Here is a 21788-nt window from a genome sequence, read left to right as displayed (position 1 = left end):
CAAGACGCTCCAGTTAATTCAAAGTGATTAAGTTGTCGAACCGCCGTATACGGAACCGTACGTACGGTGGTGTGAGAGGTCGATAATTGAATTAATCAATTATCTCCTACTCGATTCTTTTATAACAACCAAGCAAGAATAAATGTCGTATTATAAAAAGTAGTATAATTATTATGATATTTTACAGTAGGGGGTAAGTATACTTATGCAAAGTAAAGACGCATGTACGTCAATTATGGTTGGAAAAAAGGCATCGTTAGACGGAAATGTTTACATTGCAAGAAATGAAGATCGAGTAAAGGCAATTGAGCCCAAACGATTTTTAACCAAACCAGCAGTGAAAGGGCGGCATGAAACTTATGTATCGCCATATAATAAGCTAACAGTATCTTTGCCCACAAGTGGAATGCGATATACATCAACACCATCATTAGATCAAACAGCAGGTCCTAATGAGGAGGATGGGATTAATGAAGCTAATGTTGCGGCTTCATTTACTGAAAGCGTCTATGCAAATGACCGCGTACTAGCTTATGATCCCTTTATCAAAAATGGGTTAGCGGAGGATTCTCTTTGTACCCTTGTCTTGCCGTATATTCACTCTGCTCGTGAAGGGGTTGAATATACTGGAAATTTAATTGCAAAATATGGTTCAGCAGAAGGCAATGGGATCCAATTTGCCGATAAAGATAATGTTTGGTACATGGAAGTAGTAACAGGACATCAATGGGTTGCGGTTCGTATTCCTGATAATTGTTACGCCGTTACGCCTAACCAAGTGGCGATAGAAGATGTTAACTTTGATGACCCGCAAAATTATATGTGGGCACCTAAAATTCGTGAATTTGTTGAGGAGCATCAATTGAATCCTGACCATAATCGTTGGGATTTCCGTCATATTTTTGGTACAAGCACTCAAAAAGACCGTCATTATAATACTCCACGAACATGGTTTGCGCAGCGTTACCTTAGTCCGCAGGCATCACAAGGTCAAACACCGGAAGATGCAGAGATGCCTTTTATTCGTAAAGCTGAGTTTAAAATCGCTCATGAAGATATTCAGTATGTTCTGAAATCTCATTTTAATGAAACACCTTTTGATCCAATGACTGATGGTCCAGAGAGTAAAAAGTATCGTGCAATTTCATTATCACGGACAGCGCAGTCTCATATTCTACAAGTTCGGGATACTAAGAGGTATAAATCAAGTATTCACTGGATAGAGTTAGGAGTACCAGCTTTCAATCCATATGTACCGTTCTTTACTAATGCTGAAGATACTGATGAATCTTATCGGAATGTTCCAGCAAAGATGGATTTAAGTTGCGCTTTTTGGCTAAATGAAGCACTCGCAGAAGTAGTGGAAAGCCACTATAATGAATTTATTGAAAAAGATGAAGCATACCAAAAAGAATTAAATGAATGGGCACGACGAAAGATTGCCGAAGTTGATAAGGCAACAGAAAAGCTTGCTGGTCAAGAACTACTTAATTATCTGACAGATCAAAATCATGAAATTGCTAGCCATTATAACCGACGAACAACTGAACTTTTTTATGAGTTATTAACTGCTGGGTGTGAACTATCAAAGATGTCGTTTAAGATGGATCCAAATCTTTAATCTTAATCCCAATTATAGGCAAAATAGAAATAGGGGAGGGATAAGAAATGGAAGATCGCGAATTAGTAATGTTTTGGCTTGCTGGTGATCACCAATTAGCAATTCAAAAAGGGTTAACTCCTACAATATTGGCAAATGAACTAAAGAAAAAGGGCTACAAGGATAGTTTAATAAAGGATTTTCTTAATGATTTTGCCCGTGATTTAAATAATGACCGCTAATTTTGTGTGGTAAGCAGAAAAGACTCCCAACGCTCGTAATAAACGTTGAGAGTCTTTAATTTAATAATAGGTTTTAGTTATTTTGTAACTTTGCCATACCGTTCTTAGCAACTTCTTCCAATTGCTTTGCAGAATCAGCCATTGCTTTCTTCTCACGGTCGTTAAGAGGAACTTCGATAACCTTGGCAACACCAGAAGCATTAACAACAGCTGGAGTACCGATGTAAAGGTCATTAAGTCCATATTCACCATTCATTGGAGCACCAATTGGGAGAACAGAATTTTCATCACGAAGAATAGCCTTAGAGATCCGCATTAAGGCAGTAGCAACACCGTAGAAGGTAGCACCTTTGCGGTTAATGATTTCGTAGGCCTTGTTACGAACGTCATCTTCAATCTTAAGTAATTCGTCGTCTGAAATACCTTCATCCTTAGCGATGTCGAGTAATGGCTTGCCACCAATAGTAGCACTTGAGTAAGCGGCAAATTCTGAGTCACCGTGTTCACCCATAATGTTAGCAACAACATCTCGTGGATCTACATGAAGCTTCTTAGCAAGAGCAACACGAAGACGAGCTGAGTCAAGTGAAGTACCAGAACCAACAACCTTGTTCTTAGGGAAGCCGGAAAGCTTTTGAACAGCGTAAGTAAGGATGTCAACTGGGTTAGCAGCAACTAAGAAGATACCGTCGAAGCCAGATTTAACGATTGGTTCAACAACAGACTTAATAATCTTTAAGTTCTTGTCAACTAATTGAAGACGAGTTTCACCAGGCTTTTGAGGAGCACCTGCAGTGATAACAACTAAATCGGCATCCTTGCAAGTGTCGTAATCAGCAGAGTAAATATTCTTAGGAGCGGTAAAAGCAGTAGCATCTTCAAGGTCCATTGCGTCCCCTTCAGTCCGTTCCTTAATAATATCAACAATAGCAAATTCTTCGGCAATTCCTTGTTGTGCCATTGCAAAGGCGTAGCTAGAACCTACAGCACCGTCACCAACAAGAACAACCTTTTGATGATTCTTAGACATAATAAACAGTCTCCCTTTCATCTTATGTATAATACATTATTTGAGATTTCTCTCACAGTAACGATTATAACATTCCTTGTGAAAATTACTATAAAATTCTTCTTAATAAATCAATTAAAGATACCAATGTCTAAAATAACAATGGCTAAAAGAATTGCGGGCCATAGTAGAATATGCACAAACATTCCTATTAAAAGAAGGAGCATAATTAAACTAATAAACTTAATGGTAAGAATTCCTACTTTCCACAGTAGCCAACAAATAAAAATAGCAATTAAGAGGCTCAATTAATCAATCACCTTTCGTATATATTGTGAAATTAGTATAGCATTTTTTCTGAAAATTAAAGTTTAAACATAGATTAAACTTTGGAACAATGCAGACCTGTGCTAAAATATACCTATCTAGGGAGATTAATTTAATTGATCAGGAATAAAGATAGAGGAGGTGGTTACCATTCTGAATAGAACTAAGCAGTTTATGCGCGATAATGATTTAATGTATAAAAAAGAGTACATTCGGCCAATGATGACACCCCAGCACGTATATGTGTTCCGCTTCGGCAAGCACAAGCTAAATAATCGGGTAATTGTTCGTTATTCCCACACATGGACTGGACGATTGAAGATTAACGAGATTGATGTGCGATTACATCACCAGCATCACCCTCGTATTTTCTTAACTGAGTCTGATCTAATTGATTACTTGAACCATCATCTCGAAAAAGAAAAAAGACGTGAACAAGAACGACCACACATTAATAAGACTGATACAGAAACTAAGTAGGCCTTATTAATCAGCATTTATCGTGACCATCTGATTAGATTGTGGTCACGATTTTATTATTTAAGGAGGCCATTAAATGGATTGGACAGCAATCAAAGTAATAACTTCCAGCGAAGCAGTCGAAGCCGTTAGTTACATTCTTACTGACGAAGGTGCGCAAGGAGTACAAATTGAAGATGCAGCGGACTTTAAGAACTTACATAAGGGCGAGTATGGGGATCGTGGTGAATTTATTGATCCTGCATCAGTTCCTCATCGCCATAGCGGAGCAGCCGTGACTGGTTATTTCCCACAAAATATATTCGTTCCCGAGTTGCTCCCTACCATTCACCAACGAGTTGCTAAACTAAGTGATTATAATTTGGATCCTGGTAAGAATGATGTATCTGCAGAAGCAGTGGACAATCAAAAGTGGGCAACGGTTTGGCAAAAATATTATCACCCGTTGCGTGTGACAGACCAGTTAACCATCGTACCACAATGGGAAGAATATCATCCCGAAAGTCAAAATGAAAAATTAATCTATCTTGATCCGGGGATGGCTTTTGGTACTGGTACCCATCCAACAACAAGATTAATGCTTGAAGCACTGGAAAAAGTGATTACCGGTGATGAATATGTTATAGATGTGGGAACGGGTTCTGGAGTATTAAGCATTGCTGCTAAGCAATTAGGAGCAGGAAAGATTGAAGCATATGATATAGACGAAGTTGCAGTGAATTCTGCTAAAAAGAATTTAGCATTAAATCCGGTGGCTAAAGATGTCAAAGTTGGCATTAATAGTTTGTTAGATGGAATTCATACGCAAGCTGATATCATTGTTGCTAATATTCTGGCAGAGATTATAGTCCCATTGGTACCACAAGCGTATGCAAATCTCCGACCAGGTGGTAAATTCCTTGTATCCGGAATTATTGATGATAAAGCTTCATTAATTCGGCAAAAACTTTCTGAACAGGGCTTTGTTATTGATGAAGAACAACAAATGAAAGATTGGCACGGTATTATTGCTCATAAGCCAATTGAGGTGAAATAAATGCAACGATATTTTGCTAATATTTCTCCCCAAGAAACGATTGTTTTACCCAAAGATCCAGCTCACCATTTAGTAAAAGTGATGCGGGCAAAAATAGGAACCGAAATTGAACTAGTTTTAGCAGATCATTGTGTATATCGGGCAGTATTGACTGAAACAGCGCCGGAAGTTAAATTACAAATCACTAAAAGACTGACTATTAATAGTGAATTACCGGTTTCGGTGGTATTGGCATGCGGCATTCCAAAAACTAAAGAAAAACCAGAATTAATTGTTCAAAAGGCAACAGAAATGGGGGCAGATAAAATTGTCTTTTTCGATGCTGCCCGTTCCATTAGCCATTGGCAGGAGAACAAGCGCGAACGTAAAATTACTCGTTTGCAAAAAATAGCTAAATCTGCAGCAGAACAGTCTCACCGTAACAAGGTACCAGAAATTAAGTATTGTGATAATTTAGACCAATTATTAGATAGGTACCAAACAACTAAACGAGTAGTTGCTTGGGAAGAATCTGCCAAGCAAGGAGAGACGAGTGCCTTATCACAGCAATTTCAGCGTTTAAGAACTGGTGATTCAATTCTTGCTATTTTCGGTCCTGAAGGTGGTTTGACATCTGAAGAAGTTATGAAGATGAATAGTGCAGGTGTGATATCAGTCGGTTTAGGACCACGAATTTTGCGGACTGAAACAGCACCGTTATATTTTATGGCAGCAATTTCATATGCAACAGAATTGTTATAATGAGTGTATCTAATTTTATGGTAAAATAAGTGATAACTTTAAACGGCGACTCGAAACTGAATATAGGTGTTGAAAGAGAATGAATTTTATAAAAAAAGCATGGCAAGGCTTGGATAAGCGGTTGTGGTTATCCAGTATTTTGATTGGAATTTTGTTAACATTAATTGTTGATAAGCTGCCCTTTGTTACAAGGGTAGTAATGGTAGAGCTCATCTTAATTTTAGTTAATGGGCTTTTTAGTATTTGGACAGGATACTGGATTTATAAACAACACAGAAAATGGATGGAATTATTTATTTTTCCATTCTTTTATTTCATCACTGCATATTTCTTCCTACCACGATATACATATTATTTTGCTCTTGCTTATTTAGCATTAGCATATCTGTCATGGTCATTACGTCAGCAAAATAACTGAGAGGAGGGAAGCTGATGTCAGAGCAAAAGGAATTAACGCATGAAGACGTTAAAAAAATGATTAGTTCATATATGAATGAGGAACACGTTGCCCTAGTTGAAAAAGCTTACCATTTTGCTGAGGTTGCTCATCATGATCAACGGCGTAAGTCAGGAGAGCCATATATTATCCATCCAATTCAAGTTGCTGGAATCTTAGCAAATTTGCATATGGATCCAGAGACTGTTTGTGCTGGTTACCTGCATGATATTGTCGAAGATACAGGAGCTACGTTAAGTGATATTGAAGAGCTTTTTGGTTCTACTATTGCGATGATTGTTGATGGTGACACCAAGCTTGGAAAGATTCGTTATAAGTCGAATAAGGAACAGATGGCGGCAACTCATCGAAAACTTTTGTTAGCAATGTCAAAAGATATTCGGGTTATGATCGTGAAACTTGCTGACCGTCTTCATAATATGCGAACGCTCAAACATTTACGCCCGGATAAGCAACGACGGATATCAAATGAGACTCTTGAAATCTATGCTCCAATTGCTGATCGGTTAGGAATCAGTACAATTAAGTGGGAGCTTGAAGACCTTTCGCTGCGCTATTTAAATCCACAACAGTATTATCGAATTGTTCATTTAATGAATTCCCGGCGCGATCAGCGGGTAGATTATATTGATGATTCGATTAAGCTAATAAAAAAGGCAATTGCAGACCTTGATTTAGGACCCAATGTTGAAATTTACGGACGGCCAAAGCATATCTATTCCGTTTATCGTAAAATGGTTACTCAACATAAACAATTTAGTCAAATTTATGATCTTTTAGCAGTTAGAATTGTTGTTGATTCAATTAGGGATTGTTATGCGGCACTAGGAGCAATCCATACTAATTGGAAACCGATGCCTGGACGATTTAAAGACTATATTGCGATGCCGAAAGCAAACGGTTACCAGTCTCTTCATACTACAATTATTGGACCAGAAGGGCGACCTTTAGAAGTGCAGATTCGTACTCATAAGATGCATGAGATTGCGGAATATGGTGTTGCTGCTCATTGGGCTTACAAAGAAGGAAAAACTAATGGTATTCAGCAGACACAGGATAGTCAAAAATTAAACGTTGTAAAAGAAATTTTAGAATTACGAAGTGAGAGTCAAGGCACTGATGAATTTATGCAGGGGATTCAAAGTGATATCTTTACTGATAAGGTATATGCTTTTACTCCTAAGGGTGATGTGATCGAGATGCCGAAAGGATCAGGTCCGCTTGACATGGCCTACCAAATTCATACGGAAGTCGGCAATCATACAACTGGTGCAAAGGTTAATGGACGAATTGTACCATTGGATTATGAGATTAAGAATGGTGATATTGTTGATATTCTTACTTCACCATCATCGGCAGGGCCAAGTCGAGACTGGTTTGATCTTGTTTCAACACGTCGAGCACGAAATAAAATTCGTCAGTTTTTCCGTGCTCATGATCGTGAAAAGAATATTGAACAAGGGAAACGGCTATTAGAAAATGAATTGCGTGAAGCAGGGTACTCTCCCGCCGAACTCATGACTGATGAAAAATGCGAAGAAGTTGCAAAAGAATCTCACTATAATAGTAGTGATGATATGTTTGCAGCGCTTGGCTTTGGTGATTTAGCACCGGTAGGTATTCGTAACCGGTTTACTGCTGATATTCGTCAGCAGGTAGAAAATGATCGTCAACAGGCTGCTGAAAAAGCAGTCCTTGAAGACCACCAAACGCTTGAACAACCGAACGAACGTGAAAAACAAAAGCAAGCAAAGGCGTCAAGTGAAGGTGTAGTAGTTGAAGGAGTTGATAACCTTCTTGTTCGCTTAAGTCATTGTTGTAGTCCAATTCCTGGAGATGCTATAACTGGTTATATTACTAAGGGACGTGGTGTTTCAGTTCACCGTGATGATTGTCCTAATATTAAGGCAGCACGAAAGAATGGTGAACGAATTGTCAGCGTATACTGGGCCAATCCAAATGGTGATAAGACTAATTATAATGCTGACCTTGAAGTTCAAGGCTATAACCGTAATGGACTATTAAATGACGTGCTTAAATCAGTTAATAATAGTACCCGGTTCCTAAACTCTATTAACGGTAAAGTTGACCATAATAAGATGGTAACAATTAGTCTGATTATTGGTGTCCGTAATTTAAGACAATTGCAATTAATTATGGATAGCTTAAAAAATATCCCAGATGTATATGTTGTTAAGCGAATTATTCGCTAGGAGGTCTAAAGTGCGAGTTGTTTTACAAAAAGTAAATCATGCGGCCGTTTCGATTGATGACAAAGTTGTTGGCCAAATCAAACAGGGTTACTTTCTTTTAGTCGGTTTTGCACCAAGCGATGGTGAAGAGCAGATTGATTATCTTGTCCATAAGATTACTAATTTACGTGTCTTTGAAGATGAAGATGGCAAGATGAACAAGGGACTGCGAGATGTTAACGGGGCGATTTTGTCAGTCTCTCAGTTTACGTTATATGCTGATACTAAGCATGGCAATCGGCCTGGTTTTTCGCAGGCAGCACGGCCGGAAATTGCCGAACCATTATATGACTTATTTAATCAAAAATTAGCAGCAACGGGAATTCATGTTGAAACTGGTCATTTTGGTGCAATGATGAAAATAGATTTGGAAAATGATGGTCCAACAACAATTTTGTATGAACGATAGAGAAAACGTGAGCAGTTTACTTAACGCTATATTCACATTCTTATAACACAAATAGAGCTCCAGGGGCATATCACTTTTGCCAGCACTGGAGCTCATTTATATACTGTGTTATTTGCTTTTAAATCAATCGATCAGGATATTTAATACTGACCTAAAATTCTATCGACTGCACTACCATAACTTTCACCAAATAAAATTAAATGCATGCATAAGTAATAGAAACGGTACCATGATAGACGTTCGTCAAGCTGGTCATCAAATGGGAAAATCTGGCTATACGCATGATAAAAACTTTTATCAAAGCCACCGAAAATAGTAGTCATTGCTAAGTCAAATTCCCGATCGCCATATACGGCATCAGGATCTATCAAGTATGGTTCATGATTGTCAGCAAACATAAAATTACCAGCCCATAAGTCGCCATGTAGTAGGCTAGGCTTTACCTGATGCTGATGATAAAAATTGCTAAACTGTTTAACCATTTGTAAATAGTGTTCTTGTCGCCATTTATTCCAATAACCGCGTTTAGCTGCAGCTTCAACTTCCGGTTCTAGTCGTTGATGAACGTAAAAATCAACCCAGTTGGAAGTCCAGGTGTTGTTCTTGATGAGTGCTTTTGTTTGATGATTTTCTGTAAAGCCAAATTTATCATTATAATGTTGATGCATTTTAGCAACAGCATAACCAAGGTCTGTTTGATCTCCCCACGTTTCATCGAGCCAATTAAGAATTAGGTAGGCATTTCCATCGATTTCGCCATGATAAATTGGGGTGGGAGTATTAATAATTTTTCCTATTGCGTTCAGTCCGCTAATTTCGTGATTGAAATAGTCCTGATTGTGGTGTGGTTGAACTTTAATAAAAAATTTTTTCTCATCTTTGGTAATTACTTGATATGCGAGATTAATATCTCCGCCACTTACGGATTTAACAGTGGTAATGTTAGTTAAAGGGAGTTTTCTAAACCAAGAAGTATCTAAATTATTCATTCTATCCCTCCTCTTTTATTATTAGACTAACCTATTTATAACATTTTAGATCAAGTTGTGTTAAGCAAAATTTATTTGTTAGGCGAGTATTGACTTTTAAGATGCTTTCGAGTATGGTAAAAATGTAAATTAAAGAATATTAATAGCTTTTGATAAAGAATGCTTGAGTATCTGGTATTAATCAGCGATTGGAGATTGGTGAGAGCTCCAAAATAATCCAGCCTCGATTGACACTTTTGAAGCTGAGCACTGAGCTCCGTCATTATGGCGTTATTTTTGAGTGATACCAAGGTGGTACCGTGCATTTGCACCCTTGTAATTTCAAGGGTGCTTTTTTATTTAAATTGTTATTAATAATATTGAAAGAGGTAAGCGGAAAATGAAGAGAACAAATTACGCTGGAGATACAAACGAACAACAGGTAGGACAAGAAGTTGTTTTAAAAGGATGGGTTGCTAAACGCCGTAATCTTGGTGGACTTATCTTTATTGACCTATGGGATCGTGAAGGAATCGTACAATTAGTATTTAATGAAAAAGAAAATCCAGAAGCCTTTAAGGTTGCTAATGCTGTCCGTAACCAGTATGTTCTTGAAGTCCAAGGAAAGGTTCAACTACGGGCACCAAAGGAACTTAACCCTGATATGAAGACTGGAAAAGTTGAAGTGGCTGTTGAGAATATCAAGGTTCTTGCTAAATCTGAGACAACACCGTTTGATATCGTTGATAATGTAGATGCTTCAGAAGATTTACGAATGAAGTATCGCTATCTTGACCTTCGTCGTCCAGAAATGATGCGAAATCTTAAGCTTCGAAGTAAAGTTGCTTCAATTGTTCATAATTACTATGATAACGAAGGGTTTATGGATGTTGAGACTCCTGACTTAACACGGTCCACTCCTGAAGGGGCACGGGATTACATTGTGCCATCACGAGTATATCCTGGTCATTTCTATGCATTGCCACAATCACCACAATTATTTAAGCAGCTATTGATGGCAGCAGGAGTGGATAAATATTATCAACTAGCGCGCTGCTTCCGTGACGAAGACCTTCGTGGAGACCGTCAACCAGAATTTACCCAAATTGATACTGAGATGAGCTTTGCTACACCAGAAGATATTCAAACTGTTACCGAAGGCCTAATCAAACGCGTGATGAAAGAAATCGTTGGTGTTGATGTTAAGACTCCTTTCCCACGGATGGAATGGCAAGAAGCAATGGATAAGTACGGGTCAGACAAACCTGATACTCGTTTTGGAATGTTAATCCATGATCTTTCTGATATTGTAAAGAACAGTTCATTTAAGGTCTTTGCTAATACAGTCGCAGACGGAAATTATGTTCGGGCAATTTGTGTGCCAGGTGGGGCTGATAAATATTCACGTAAAGATATTTCTAAGTATGAAGATTATATTAAGCGCTTTGGTGCTAAAGGACTTGCATGGGTTAAAGTAACTGCCGATGGCTACAATGGCCCAGTCGCAAAATTCTTGAATGACCAAGCAGCCCAGATTAATAACGAGATGGACGCAAAGGACGGCGATTTAATTCTTTTTGTTGCTGGTAGTTTCCATGTTGTTGCTGATTCTCTTGGATACCTTCGTCGTGCAATTGCAGAAGAATTAGGAATGATTAAACCTGACCAGTGGAATTACCTCTGGGTTGTTAATTGGCCGATGTTTGAATACGATGAAGGATTCGGTAAGTGGATTGCTGCTCACCATCCATTCACAATGTTAAACGAAGAGGACCTTCATTATCTTGAAGATGGCGAAGATCCACATAAGGCCCATGCACAAAGCTATGACATTATCTTAAATGGTAATGAAATTGGTGGTGGATCTATTCGTATTCATGATCCAAAAGTTCAAGAAAAAGTTCTTAAGGCATTAGGATATACGAAAGAACGTGCAGAGGCGCGCTTTGGCTTCCTGCTTAAGGCGTTAACAATGGGAATGCCACCAGAGGGAGGATTAGCTTTTGGGTTAGATCGTTGGGTAATGCTTCTTGCCCAAGCTGACAATATTCGTGACGTTATTCCATTCCCTAAGAATTCTAAAGCAGTTGAACCGTTAACTGCTGCTCCAGGCAAGGTTAGCCAACAACAGCTTGATGATCTTAAGATTGAGTTTGATGAAAAGGTTGATTATAAGCAGGATCAGGATCCTGACGAACAGTAATTAAAAATAAACCCTGTGAATAGTACACATTGATAATGTGTTGTCTATTCACAGGGTATTTTTATTTGAGGATTTTCTTTAAGAAGTCTTGTGCACGAGGGGTGGTAGGATGATTGAAAAATTCTTCCGGGGTGCCGGTTTCTTGAATATAGCCATCTGCCATAAACCAAATTTGGTCAGCAACTTCACGGGCAAATCCCATTTCGTGAGTTACAACAACCATTGTCATCCCAGAATTAGCAAGATCACGCATAACTTTTAATACCTCATCAACCATTTCTGGATCAAGAGCACTTGTTGGCTCATCAAAGAGCATTACTTCAGGGTTCATTGCTAAGGCACGGGCGATTGCAACCCGTTGCCTTTGACCACCTGATAGTTGATCAGGGTATTGATTTGCTTTATCAGCTAAGCCAACTTTAGTTAATAATGACATTGCAGTTTTTTCAGCAGTTGACTCATCAACTTTCTTAACTTTAATGGGAGCAATTGTAATATTTTTTAGGACGGTCATATTTGGAAAAAGGTTAAATCCTTGAAAAACCATCCCCATTTTTTCCCGCAACTGGTCGAGCTTTTTATCATCGAGGCCTATTAATTCTTGCCCCTCAAAGAGTACTTGACCGCTTGATGGCTGTTCTAAGGCATTGAGACAACGTAAGAAGGTACTTTTCCCAGCTCCAGAAGGGCCAATAATACAAATTACTTGTCCTTTATTAACCTGTTCAGAGATGTCTTTTAGAACAATAATATTTTTGAATTTCTTTTGTAAATTTTTGATTTCAATCATTTTAGTGGGCATGTTTCATTCTCCCTTCAAAGTAAAGTAAAATTCTGGAAAGCGTAAATGTAAGAATAAAGTAAATGATCATCGTAATAAATAATGGAAGCACACCTTTATATGTGGCAGACTGAACTAATTGTGTTTGGTACATTAATTCGGTAACACCGATAACTGATACTAGTGAACTATCCTTTAAAAGGGTGATTAATTCATTCCCTAGTGCTGGCCAAATATTTTTAAGTGCTTGAGGCATAATGACGTAGTGGAATGTTTCGCTTTTACTCATTCCTAGACTCCGCGCAGCTTCGGTTTGACCGAGTGGAATTGATTGTATTCCAGAACGAATGATTTCAGCAACATATGCTCCAGAGTTTAGAGAAACAGCAATAATTCCGGCAAGTAATGCGGGTAACGATTGAATAATAGCACCGATACCAAAGTAAACAAACATAATTTGAACCATCATTGGGGTTCCCCGCAAAAATTCAATGTAGCAAACGGCAATTGAATGTAGAAGTTTATTTTTTGATAAACGCATTAAGGCAAAGAGCGTTCCGAGGATAAAACCGAAGAAAACTGAAACGATAGTAATGATTAAAGTATACTCAATACCCTTTGCAAAATAACGCCAATAACTAAGGATGGTATTTTGCTTCTTATAACTCTTCATATATTGTGAAGCTTGAGGAATCCACTTTTTATTAATAAGATTTTCGCTATTAACCTTTTTGATTGTTTGATTAGCCGCGTTAACTAATGAAGTGTCACCCTTTGGGAATGCCATCGCAATCCCACCGGCTGTATTCGGTAACTTTGAATTAAAAGCATATAGATTGGAATTGTTTGCGGCATAGGCCTTTGCTGTGGCGGCATCCATTAAGATTCCGTCATATTTATGTGATTGTAAACCAATTACTAAAGAGGATAGCTTGGCAAGTCCTTTACCGGTTGCCTGGGGCATTTCTTTAGCGATGAGCGAAGATTGAAGCGTTCCGTTCTGCGCTCCTACTGTTTTTCCATTGAAACTTTTTGCGTTAACAAGTTTATCTTTATCGCTTTTATTAATTAGAAAATAACTGTCCCCAGAATAGTAGGTGTTGGAAAAGTCAACACTCTTTTTCCGTTCATTTGTAACATTCATTCCAGAAATAATGACATCTATTTTACCGGTTTCTAAGGCGACAAGAAGTGAATCAAAGTCCATATTTTTAATGACTAACTTGACACCAAGGTCCTTAGCAAATTGTCTGGCAAGTGAGACTTCAAAGCCAACATATTTGGTTTTGCCATTTTGTTTAGTGGTAAATTCATATGGAGGATAATCAGCACTTAACCCAACCACTAAGGTTCCTTTTTGCTTAATTTTCTGAAGTGAATCATTATTAGCGACTTGTGATGTATTTGTTGCTGAAGATGAATTTTCAGCAGCTAATGCTGAAGTCGGTGCACATAAAATCGGCAGTGCAATGATTATCAACATTAGTAAATGTTTAAAACCTTTCATAATCAATAGCTCCTTTGTATTTCAAATTGAATTATTGATATGTAATATACGCTATAATGATTAATTATGCAATATAATTTAGATAAAAAGTATAATTATTCATAAAAATGTATAGTTGAGGGTAACGCTTTCTTTGTTGTGTGCCAGTTAATGGTTAATATTCGAATATTTTTAAATTTTTATTTAAAAGTAATGTTGACAGGTTAAAGCATGTTGGGTACAATAACTTTTGTAGTGAAAGGGAAGTTGGTTTACCGCTTCCTCGATACGTAACTTTAAGCTCGGAGGGAGGGAATCAACATGTCAAAAACAGTCGTTCGCAAGAATGAATCTTTAGACGACGCTCTTCGACGCTTTAAACGTTCGGTTTCACGTAACGGAACTTTACAAGAATACCGTAAACGTGAATTTTACGAAAAGCCAAGTGTAAAACGCAAGTTGAAATCTGAAGCGGCACGGAAGCGTAAGAACAAGCGCAGTCGTCGTTACTAAAATGTGTGCTCTCACCTGTTGCCTGGTGAGAGCTTTTTTATATGAAAGAAGGACTAAAGATGAGTTTGCTACAACAGCTAACAGCAGATATGGTAACTGCAATGAAGGAACGTGACAAAGAAACACTTAATGTCGTTCGGATGTTAAAAGCAGCAGTACAGAATGAACAAATTGAACTTGGCCATGATTTAAATAGTGACGAAGAAGTTGCTGTAATGGCAAGGGAATACAAGCAACGTAAGGAATCGCTGGCAGAATTCGAAAATGCTGGGCGTGATGATTTAGTTGAACAAGCCAAAAAAGAGTTAACGATTGTTGAAAAATACATGCCTCAACAATTATCAAAGGATGATGTTGAAAAAATCGTTAGTGAAGTAATTGATACGTTAGGTGTCGATAGTATGAAGGGCTTTGGTCAGGTCATGGGTGCTGTTATGCCTAAGGTAAAAGGACAAGCAGATGGCAAGCTAGTAAATCAAGTTGTAAAGGAACAACTGAGTAAATAACAATAAGTGCAATAAATCAGCCATTTCGTTGTAATGATTTATTGCACTTCTTTTTAGTTTTGGCAAAGAGTGTTATATTCTTAGAGTAGGTAGTTAAACAAAAAAAGGAGTCCTTGAAATGTGTACATCTATTATTTATCAAGCAGGGGATAGTTATTTTGGTCGTAATTTAGATTTAGAGGTTTCACTTGGCCAACAGGTAGTTATAACTCCTCGTAATATGGTCTTAAATTTCCGCAAATTGCCGACTTTAGATCATCACTATGCCATGATTGGGATGTCAATTGTTCGTGATAATTATCCATTATATTTTGATGGAATAAATGAAAAAGGGGTTGGAATGGCCGGACTTAATTTTGATGGTCCTGCACATTATTTCCCAATTCAAGAGGGCAAGGATAATATTGGTTCATTTGAATTAATACCTTATGTTCTTGCTCAAGCTGCTTCGGTTGCAGAAGCAAAGGAACTTCTTGCTAATGCTAACATTGCTGATATTAATTTCTCAGCAAAAATGCAAGCAGCACCACTTCACTGGATTATTGCTGATAAGACTGGAGCGTCGGTAACGGTAGAATCGACTACTGAAGGATTAAATGTTTACGATAATCCTGTTGGAGTGTTAACTAACAATCCTAAATTTCCAGACCAGTTAATCAATTTAAGTAATTATCAGAGTGTATCTCCAGCTGAACCGCAAAATACGCTTGCACCAGGAGTAAAGTTACCAGTATATAGTCGAGGATTTGGCAGTCATTTTCTTCCTGGTGGGATGGATTCTGAAAGTCGTTTTGTTAAGGCTACGTTTGTAAAAATGCATGCACCAATTGGCGATAATGAAGTTGAAAATATAACTAACTATTTTCATATCTTACAATCTGTAGAGCAACAAAAGGGATTAGATGAGGTAGCACCTAATACATATGAGTATACTATTTATTCTGATGGTTCTAATTTAACTAAGGGAATCTTTTACTACCGAACATATGATAATGGTCAAATTAATGCAGTTGATATGCACAAAGAGGATCTCGAATCAACAGCATTAATTACTTATCCGGTAAATGATCAACAAAAGATTGAATATCAAAACTAATTTTTATACCTCTTATATGCAATCATGTGTATATAAGAGGTATTTTATACAATATTTTAAATAAAAATTGAAAAATTATGCTAAAACTATTGATTTTTATTCATAAAGATCGTATATTTATAAACAATCAATTATACGAAATTTATGGAGGACGAGATTATGACAAAAGAAAAAATTGTTTTAGCTTATTCTGGTGGACTTGATACTTCAGTAGCAATTGCATGGCTAAAAAATAAGGGCTATGACGTAATTGCTTGTTGTATTGATGTTGGTGAAGGTAAAGACTTGGAAGCTATTAAGGAAAAAGGCCTTCAAGTTGGTGCCTGGAAATCTGTTGTAATTGACGCTAAGCGTGATTTTGCAGAACAATTTGTTTTACCAGCACTTCAAGCACATGCAATGTATGAACAAAAGTACCCATTAGTTTCCGCACTTTCTCGTCCATTAATTGTTCAAAAATTAGTTGCGGTTGCTAATCAATATGGTGCAACCGCAATTGCCCATGGGTGTACTGGTAAAGGAAATGATCAGGTTCGATTTGAGGCTGGAATTCATGCGTTAGCACCAGAAATGAAGATTGAGGATCCAATTCGGGACTGGCATTGGTCACGGGAAGAAGAAATTCAATATGCAAAGGATAATGGAATCCCAGTACCAATTACTAAAGCAAGTCCTTACTCAATTGATGAAAACTTGTGGGGACGGGCAAATGAATGTGGAATTCTTGAAGATCCATGGGCAGCTGCTCCTGCTGATGCTTATGACCGGACAGTAGCAATTGAAGATGCACCAGATACACCAGCAACGATTGAAATCACTTTTAGCGAAGGGGTGCCAACAGCTATTGATGGTGAAGAAATGCCACTAGATCAATTAATTATGAAGCTTGATAAGTTAGCAGGAAGTCATGGCATTGGACGGATCGACCATGTAGAAAATCGGCTTGTTGGGATTAAATCACGGGAAATCTATGAATGTCCTGCAGCAACCGTTTTGCTTGCCGCTCATAAGGATTTGGAGGATTTAACTCAAGAACGGGAAGTAGCACACTTTAAACCATTAATTGAACAAAAAATGAGTGAAATTATTTATAACGGTCTTTGGTATTCACCATTGATGAAATCGCTAGTAGCATTTATTGATGAATCGCAACAAGTAGTTAATGGCGTAGTAAGGGTTAAATTATTTAAGGGAAATGTGATTTGTGAAGGACGGAAGTCACCAAATTCTCTATATGATAAGAATCTTGCAACATATACTTCAGCTGATGAATTCGACCAGGAAGCAGCTACTGGCTTTATCAAATTATGGGAATTACCAGATAAGGTCTATGCACAAGTACAAAATAAAAAGCTAAAGGAGGAAACAAGTAATGCCCATTAAGAGAATGTGGGGTGGCCGGTTTGAAGCGGCTGGCGACCAACTAGTTAATCAGTTTAATGCCTCAATAGGGTTTGACCAGGAAATGGCTCATGAAGATATTGAGGGATCATTAGCACATGTAAAAATGTTGAAACAAACAAAGATTTTATCAGCGACGGATGCAGATAAGATTATTGCAGGATTAAAGAAATTACGTGACCGATTAACTAACGAGGGACTCCCATTTTCAATTGAAAATGAAGATATTCATATGAATATTGAGGCGTTACTAACCGAAGAAATTGGACCGGTGGCTGGTAAGCTTCATACTGGACGAAGCAGGAACGACCAAGTTGCAACTGATCTTCACTTATATGTAAAAAAACGATTGCCGATTATAGTTAAAGAATTAAAAAAGCTTCAACAAGAATTAGTTAATAAAGCTGAAGAAAACGTTGAAACGATTATGCCTGGTTATACTCATATGCAACATGCTCAGCCAATTTCTTATGCTCATTACCTAATGGCATACTTTCAAATGTTTCAACGAGATATCGAGCGTTTTGAATTTAACAAGCTCCACACTAATTTGTCACCGCTAGGAGCAGCTGCTTTAGCTGGGACTACTTTTCCCATTGATCGGCAATTAAGCGCTGAATACCTGGGCTTTAAGCTTCCTTATCATAATTCACTTGATGCAGTATCTGACCGTGATTTTGCACTTGAATTTTTGAGTAATGCTAGTATTTTAATGATGCATTTATCGCGTTTATGTGAAGAATTAATTTATTGGTGTAGCTATGAATTTGGGTATATTGAATTATCAGACTCTTATTCGACAGGAAGCTCAATCATGCCACAAAAGAAAAATCCTGATATGGCTGAATTGATTCGGGGTAAAACTGGTCGGGTATACGGTAACTTAATTGGCTTGCTTACTACGATGAAAGGTCTTCCTTTGGCATATAATAAGGATATGCAGGAAGACAAAGAAGGACTTTTTGATGCAGTGAAGACAATTTTACCGAGCATAAAAATCATGGGTGGAATGATTGCAACATTAAAGGTAAAAAAGGATAACATGGAACACGCAACGCATCATGACTTCTCAAATGCAACTGAACTTGCTGACTATCTTGCAACGAAGGGAATTCCTTTCAGAAAGGCACATGAGATTGTTGGTGAACTAGTATTAAAAGGAATTAAAACAGGTACAAATCTTGTTGATATCCCGTTAGAGGAATATCAACAAATTTCTCCTGAAATTGATGAAGATGTGTATACATGTCTTCAGCCTAAAGTGGCTGTGCAGCGGCGAAATTCATATGGTGGTACAGGATTTAACCAAGTACGGCAACAGATTGCTGATGCTAAAAAATTGTTAGCTAAATAAAATAAGGATTTAGAGTGTGACCCATTCTAAATCCTTATTTTCTCATCCATTGACTTAATGTCATCAAATTATAAGCTATGATATAATTATCGTAAATAAAAATCTGCTAAATTAAAGGAGATTGTTTAGTTGGGAGAACAAAAAAAGACAATTGAACAGACTTTTCAAATTGAAAGTCCAGAGATTGAAGTAGGATTATTGGGCACACAAGACAAGTTTGTGAGCTTAATTGAAGAGGGGATGAATGTGGAAGTTCGTCCCTTTGGTGAAAATTTAAAAGTAACCGGACTAGAAGAAGATGTCAAACTGACGATTGATGTTTTTCGGGCGCTAATTGCTCTGTTGAATCAAGGAATTCATATTCATAGTACAGATATTGTTAGTGCAATGAAAATGGCACATCGTGGGACACTAGAGTATTTTGCGGATTTATATAGTGAGACAATTATTAAAGATCGTCGTGGACGCGCAATTCGCGTAAAGAATTTTGGCCAGCGCCAATATGTTAATGCAATAAAACACAATGACATTACATTTGGAATAGGACCAGCTGGGACAGGGAAAACATATCTAGCAGTAGCGATGGCAGTGGCAGCTTTAAAACAGGGTGAGGTAGAAAGAATTATTTTGACTCGTCCTGCTGTTGAAGCTGGCGAGAGCCTTGGATTCCTTCCGGGTGACTTACGTGAAAAGGTTGATCCATATCTTCGGCCAATTTATGATGCGCTTAATGATATTTTTGGTGCCGATCATACCCAACGATTAATCGACCGTGGAATTATTGAGATCGCACCACTAGCATATATGCGTGGACGGACACTTGACGGAGCATTTGTTATTTTGGATGAAGCACAAAATACAACAAATGCGCAGATGAAAATGTTCCTTACGCGATTAGGATTTGGCTCTAAAATGGTGGTTAATGGGGATATATCACAAATTGATTTACCCCATGGTACACGTAGCGGTCTAGTAAATGCTGAACGAATTTTAAAAAATATTAAATCGATCAAGTTCGTGCAATTTAGTGCAGAAGATGTTGTACGACATCCAGTTGTTGCTCGAATTATTACCGCATATGAAGATCAGACGGTGAAAAAATTAGCTAAAAAGGATAAGAAAAAAGAGGAAGAGTAATGGAACTTGAACTTTTTGATCATACAGCTGGCCAAGTAACAAGTGCCCAACAAGAATTAGTTAGTGATTTATTACAATTTGCTGCTAAAAAACTTGCGTTAACTGATAATACAGAAATGTCATTGACTTTCGTTAATAATCCGGAAATAAAGGAATTAAATTCAAAGTATCGAAATGTTGATCGGGCAACTGATGTTTTAAGTTTTGCGGCTGAAGAAGCGGGTGATGAGACACCGATTATTATGGATTCTGAATTAGCAGCGGAATTGCCTGTCAGTTTAGGAGACCTCTTTGTTTCAATTGATAAAGTCAATGAACAAGCAAAGTTTTTAGGGCATTCTATTAATCGTGAATTAGGATTTTTAGTAGTTCATGGCTTTTTGCATTTAGATGGTTATGATCACGAGAATCCTACCGATGAAAAAGAAATGTTTGACTTACAACGGGAGATCTTAGATGGTTATGGACTCACGCGATAAGCAGCAAACAGATAAGAATCACCACTTAGTTCAAGCGATGGGCCATGCAATTGATGGGATTGTCGAAGTTTTAAAAGAAGAACGAAATATGCGTTTTCATGTTGCAGCAGCAATTTGTGCTATTTTAGTAGCCTTTTATTTGCATATTTCATCGATGGAATGGTTGTGGATTTTGCTAGCCATTTTTGTTGTGTTTACAGCAGAATTTCTTAATACTGTTACCGAGGCGGTTACGGATTTAATTGTTGATCATCACTATGAGTTAAATGTTAAAAAGGCTAAAGATGTCGCTGCTGGTGGTGTTTTAATTTCAGCAATTTTTGCTGTGATTGTAGGACTGGTTATATTTATTCCACACTTTTTAGCAATTATATAGAAGGGAAAATATTAAGATGGATAATCCAAATTATAAATCAGGGTTTGTAGCTATTATTGGTCGGCCCAATGTTGGTAAATCGACACTGTTAAATTATGTTGTCGGTCAAAAAGTAGCAATTATGAGTAATGTTGCTCAAACAACGAGAAATAAGATTCAAGGGATTTATACAAGTCCAGAGGCCCAAATTGTATTTATTGATACACCAGGAATCCATAAGCCGGCTACAAAGCTGGGCGATTTTATGGAAAAATCAGCAATGTCTGCCTTAGACGAGGTAGATGCAGTCCTATTTGTTGTTAGTGCGACTGAAAAACGTGGACCTGGGGATAATTTTATTATTGAGCGTTTAAAAAAAGTTAGCCAGCCGATTTTCTTGGTGGTGAATAAGATTGATCAAGTTAACCCTAATGACCTTCCAGAAATTATTGATCAATATAAGGATGCCCTACCATTCAGAAATATTCTGCCAATTTCTGCATTGCAGGGAAATAACGTTAACAATTTGATTAATGACTTAATTAAAATTCTGCCAAATGGTCCCCAGTATTATCCAGCAGACCAAGTTAGTGACCACCCGGAGCGCTTTGTTATTGCGGAAATGATTAGGGAAAAGGTCTTTTTGCTGACTCGGCAAGAAGTACCGCATTCAGTGGCCGTTGATGTTACATCAGTAAAACGTGAGGATGAGAACCATATTCATATATCTGCCAACATTATTGTTGAACGTCCTGGTCAAAAGGGAATAATTATTGGTAAAGGCGGCAAAATGCTTAAAAAGATAGGCACGATGGCGCGACAAGATATTGAGAATTTGCTAGGCGATAAGGTTTTCCTTCAATTGTGGGTGAAAGTGGTGCCGGATTGGCGTGATAAATCGGCAATGCTAAAGGATTATGGTTACCGCAATAAAGATTATTAAAAGAGGATGGTGG

General features: G+C 37.7%; 22 protein-coding genes. 18 read left to right on the top strand and 4 right to left on the bottom strand.

Annotation, left to right across the window (positions count from 1 at the left end; all coding sequences use genetic code 11):
- Positions 1-205 precede the first annotated feature (205 nt).
- Together H5S39_RS00315 and H5S39_RS00310 are read left to right on the top strand one after the other, a co-directional pair.
- Positions 206-1621 carry a C69 family dipeptidase gene (locus H5S39_RS00315; protein ID WP_182595597.1) on the top strand — a complete coding sequence of 472 codons (1416 nt, stop codon included), beginning with the start codon at positions 206-208 and terminating at the stop codon, positions 1619-1621.
- Positions 1622-1668: 47 nt separating this feature from the next.
- On the top strand, positions 1669-1842 hold the full coding sequence (locus H5S39_RS00310; RefSeq protein WP_182595595.1) for a hypothetical protein: 174 nt from the start codon (positions 1669-1671) through the stop codon (positions 1840-1842).
- A gap of 73 nt (positions 1843-1915) precedes the next feature.
- Here H5S39_RS00310 and H5S39_RS00305 read toward each other — a convergent pair whose 3' ends face one another.
- A complete protein-coding gene (locus tag H5S39_RS00305) occupies positions 1916-2872 on the bottom strand; it encodes an L-lactate dehydrogenase (protein ID WP_182595593.1) in 957 nt (318 codons plus the stop codon).
- A 480-nt stretch (positions 2873-3352) separates the two neighbouring features.
- Between H5S39_RS00305 and H5S39_RS00300 the strand changes: the two genes are divergently transcribed.
- The 6 genes from H5S39_RS00300 (at position 3353) to dtd (ending at position 8553) form a co-directional block, all read left to right on the top strand.
- The gene (locus H5S39_RS00300) at positions 3353-3658 is read left to right on the top strand and encodes a hypothetical protein (RefSeq protein WP_182595591.1); all 306 of its coding nucleotides are present in this window, start codon (positions 3353-3355) and stop codon (positions 3656-3658) included.
- Between the two features lie 76 nt (positions 3659-3734).
- Positions 3735-4694 carry a 50S ribosomal protein L11 methyltransferase gene (prmA, locus tag H5S39_RS00295; RefSeq protein ID WP_182595589.1) on the top strand — a complete coding sequence of 320 codons (960 nt, stop codon included), beginning with the start codon at positions 3735-3737 and terminating at the stop codon, positions 4692-4694.
- The gene (locus tag H5S39_RS00290) at positions 4695-5435 is read left to right on the top strand and encodes a 16S rRNA (uracil(1498)-N(3))-methyltransferase (RefSeq protein WP_182595587.1); all 741 of its coding nucleotides are present in this window, start codon (positions 4695-4697) and stop codon (positions 5433-5435) included.
- Between the two features lie 79 nt (positions 5436-5514).
- Entirely contained in the window at positions 5515-5853 is a 339-nt protein-coding gene (locus H5S39_RS00285) for a hypothetical protein (RefSeq protein ID WP_182595585.1), read from the top strand.
- A gap of 14 nt (positions 5854-5867) precedes the next feature.
- Positions 5868-8105 carry a RelA/SpoT family protein gene (locus tag H5S39_RS00280; RefSeq protein WP_182595584.1) on the top strand — a complete coding sequence of 746 codons (2238 nt, stop codon included), beginning with the start codon at positions 5868-5870 and terminating at the stop codon, positions 8103-8105.
- Positions 8106-8115: 10 nt separating this feature from the next.
- Positions 8116-8553 carry a D-aminoacyl-tRNA deacylase gene (dtd, locus tag H5S39_RS00275; protein ID WP_182595582.1) on the top strand — a complete coding sequence of 146 codons (438 nt, stop codon included), beginning with the start codon at positions 8116-8118 and terminating at the stop codon, positions 8551-8553.
- A gap of 140 nt (positions 8554-8693) precedes the next feature.
- Here the strand turns inward: dtd and H5S39_RS00270 are convergent, their stop codons facing one another.
- Complete coding sequence (locus H5S39_RS00270; protein WP_182595580.1) at positions 8694-9542, bottom strand: fructosamine kinase family protein; 849 nt, start codon at positions 9540-9542, stop codon at positions 8694-8696.
- Between the two features lie 379 nt (positions 9543-9921).
- Between H5S39_RS00270 and aspS the strand changes: the two genes are divergently transcribed.
- Positions 9922-11724, top strand: a complete 1803-nt coding sequence (gene aspS, locus H5S39_RS00265; protein WP_182595578.1) for an aspartate--tRNA ligase — start codon at positions 9922-9924, stop codon at positions 11722-11724.
- Between the two features lie 61 nt (positions 11725-11785).
- On the opposite strand, the gene H5S39_RS00260 is transcribed toward aspS, so the two are convergent.
- Entirely contained in the window at positions 11786-12526 is a 741-nt protein-coding gene (locus H5S39_RS00260) for an amino acid ABC transporter ATP-binding protein (protein WP_269448399.1), read from the bottom strand.
- The gene (locus H5S39_RS00255; RefSeq protein WP_182595576.1) at positions 12516-14012 is read right to left on the bottom strand and encodes an ABC transporter substrate-binding protein/permease; all 1497 of its coding nucleotides are present in this window, start codon (positions 14010-14012) and stop codon (positions 12516-12518) included. Before H5S39_RS00255 ends, H5S39_RS00260 begins: the two co-directional genes overlap by 11 nt.
- A 300-nt stretch (positions 14013-14312) precedes the next feature.
- Between H5S39_RS00255 and rpsU the strand changes: the two genes are divergently transcribed.
- The 9 genes from rpsU to era all read left to right on the top strand — a co-directional run bounded on the left by rpsU (position 14313) and on the right by era (position 21775).
- Positions 14313-14504 (top strand): 30S ribosomal protein S21, encoded by a 192-nt coding sequence (gene rpsU / locus H5S39_RS00250; RefSeq protein ID WP_003674289.1) that lies wholly within the window; start codon positions 14313-14315, stop codon positions 14502-14504.
- A 59-nt stretch (positions 14505-14563) separates the two neighbouring features.
- Positions 14564-15010 carry a GatB/YqeY domain-containing protein gene (locus H5S39_RS00245; RefSeq protein WP_182595612.1) on the top strand — a complete coding sequence of 149 codons (447 nt, stop codon included), beginning with the start codon at positions 14564-14566 and terminating at the stop codon, positions 15008-15010.
- A 118-nt stretch (positions 15011-15128) separates the two neighbouring features.
- Positions 15129-16106 carry a choloylglycine hydrolase gene (gene bsh / locus H5S39_RS00240; protein WP_182595574.1) on the top strand — a complete coding sequence of 326 codons (978 nt, stop codon included), beginning with the start codon at positions 15129-15131 and terminating at the stop codon, positions 16104-16106.
- Positions 16107-16265: 159 nt separating this feature from the next.
- Positions 16266-17489 carry an argininosuccinate synthase gene (locus tag H5S39_RS00235; RefSeq protein WP_182595572.1) on the top strand — a complete coding sequence of 408 codons (1224 nt, stop codon included), beginning with the start codon at positions 16266-16268 and terminating at the stop codon, positions 17487-17489.
- On the top strand, positions 17479-18861 hold the full coding sequence (argH, locus tag H5S39_RS00230; protein WP_182595570.1) for an argininosuccinate lyase: 1383 nt from the start codon (positions 17479-17481) through the stop codon (positions 18859-18861). Before H5S39_RS00235 ends, argH begins: the two co-directional genes overlap by 11 nt.
- A 129-nt stretch (positions 18862-18990) precedes the next feature.
- Positions 18991-19998 carry a PhoH family protein gene (locus H5S39_RS00225; protein ID WP_182595568.1) on the top strand — a complete coding sequence of 336 codons (1008 nt, stop codon included), beginning with the start codon at positions 18991-18993 and terminating at the stop codon, positions 19996-19998.
- Positions 19998-20477: an rRNA maturation RNase YbeY gene (gene ybeY / locus H5S39_RS00220; protein WP_182595566.1), complete on the top strand. Its 480-nt coding sequence runs from the start codon at positions 19998-20000 to the stop codon at positions 20475-20477. Before H5S39_RS00225 ends, ybeY begins: the two co-directional genes overlap by 1 nt.
- Positions 20461-20853, top strand: coding sequence for a diacylglycerol kinase family protein (locus tag H5S39_RS00215; RefSeq protein WP_182595610.1), 393 nt, complete (start codon positions 20461-20463; stop codon positions 20851-20853). Before ybeY ends, H5S39_RS00215 begins: the two co-directional genes overlap by 17 nt.
- A 16-nt stretch (positions 20854-20869) precedes the next feature.
- A complete protein-coding gene (gene era, locus H5S39_RS00210) occupies positions 20870-21775 on the top strand; it encodes a GTPase Era (protein WP_182595564.1) in 906 nt (301 codons plus the stop codon).
- The last annotated feature ends 13 nt before the right edge of the window (positions 21776-21788 follow it).

Source organism: Limosilactobacillus rudii, assembly GCF_014145455.1.
GTDB classification, from domain to species: Bacteria; Bacillota; Bacilli; order Lactobacillales; family Lactobacillaceae; genus Limosilactobacillus; species Limosilactobacillus rudii.
Note: the sequence above shows the minus strand (reverse complement) of the source record. Positions and strands in the feature narration are given on the sequence as shown.

Excerpts from the sequence above, each read along its gene's own strand:
- H5S39_RS00255 (WP_182595576.1), bottom strand. The coding sequence starts at position 14,012 with ATGAAAGGTTTTAAACATTTACTAATGTTGATAATCATTGCACTGCCG.
- bsh (WP_182595574.1), top strand. The coding sequence starts at position 15,129 with ATGTGTACATCTATTATTTATCAAGCAGGGGATAGTTATTTTGGTCGT.
- argH (WP_182595570.1), top strand. The coding sequence starts at position 17,479 with ATGCCCATTAAGAGAATGTGGGGTGGCCGGTTTGAAGCGGCTGGCGAC.
- H5S39_RS00235 (WP_182595572.1), top strand. The coding sequence starts at position 16,266 with ATGACAAAAGAAAAAATTGTTTTAGCTTATTCTGGTGGACTTGATACT.
- H5S39_RS00310 (WP_182595595.1), top strand. The coding sequence starts at position 1,669 with ATGGAAGATCGCGAATTAGTAATGTTTTGGCTTGCTGGTGATCACCAA.
- H5S39_RS00300 (WP_182595591.1), top strand. The coding sequence starts at position 3,353 with ATGCGCGATAATGATTTAATGTATAAAAAAGAGTACATTCGGCCAATG.
- H5S39_RS00215 (WP_182595610.1), top strand. The coding sequence starts at position 20,461 with ATGGACTCACGCGATAAGCAGCAAACAGATAAGAATCACCACTTAGTT.
- H5S39_RS00245 (WP_182595612.1), top strand. The coding sequence starts at position 14,564 with ATGAGTTTGCTACAACAGCTAACAGCAGATATGGTAACTGCAATGAAG.
- H5S39_RS00260 (WP_269448399.1), bottom strand. The coding sequence starts at position 12,526 with ATGCCCACTAAAATGATTGAAATCAAAAATTTACAAAAGAAATTCAAA.
- era (WP_182595564.1), top strand. The coding sequence starts at position 20,870 with ATGGATAATCCAAATTATAAATCAGGGTTTGTAGCTATTATTGGTCGG.
- H5S39_RS00270 (WP_182595580.1), bottom strand. The coding sequence starts at position 9,542 with ATGAATAATTTAGATACTTCTTGGTTTAGAAAACTCCCTTTAACTAAC.
- H5S39_RS00290 (WP_182595587.1), top strand. The coding sequence starts at position 4,695 with ATGCAACGATATTTTGCTAATATTTCTCCCCAAGAAACGATTGTTTTA.
- rpsU (WP_003674289.1), top strand. The coding sequence starts at position 14,313 with ATGTCAAAAACAGTCGTTCGCAAGAATGAATCTTTAGACGACGCTCTT.
- prmA (WP_182595589.1), top strand. The coding sequence starts at position 3,735 with ATGGATTGGACAGCAATCAAAGTAATAACTTCCAGCGAAGCAGTCGAA.
- H5S39_RS00315 (WP_182595597.1), top strand. The coding sequence starts at position 206 with ATGCAAAGTAAAGACGCATGTACGTCAATTATGGTTGGAAAAAAGGCA.
- H5S39_RS00280 (WP_182595584.1), top strand. The coding sequence starts at position 5,868 with ATGTCAGAGCAAAAGGAATTAACGCATGAAGACGTTAAAAAAATGATT.
- H5S39_RS00285 (WP_182595585.1), top strand. The coding sequence starts at position 5,515 with ATGAATTTTATAAAAAAAGCATGGCAAGGCTTGGATAAGCGGTTGTGG.
- aspS (WP_182595578.1), top strand. The coding sequence starts at position 9,922 with ATGAAGAGAACAAATTACGCTGGAGATACAAACGAACAACAGGTAGGA.
- H5S39_RS00305 (WP_182595593.1), bottom strand. The coding sequence starts at position 2,872 with ATGTCTAAGAATCATCAAAAGGTTGTTCTTGTTGGTGACGGTGCTGTA.
- ybeY (WP_182595566.1), top strand. The coding sequence starts at position 19,998 with ATGGAACTTGAACTTTTTGATCATACAGCTGGCCAAGTAACAAGTGCC.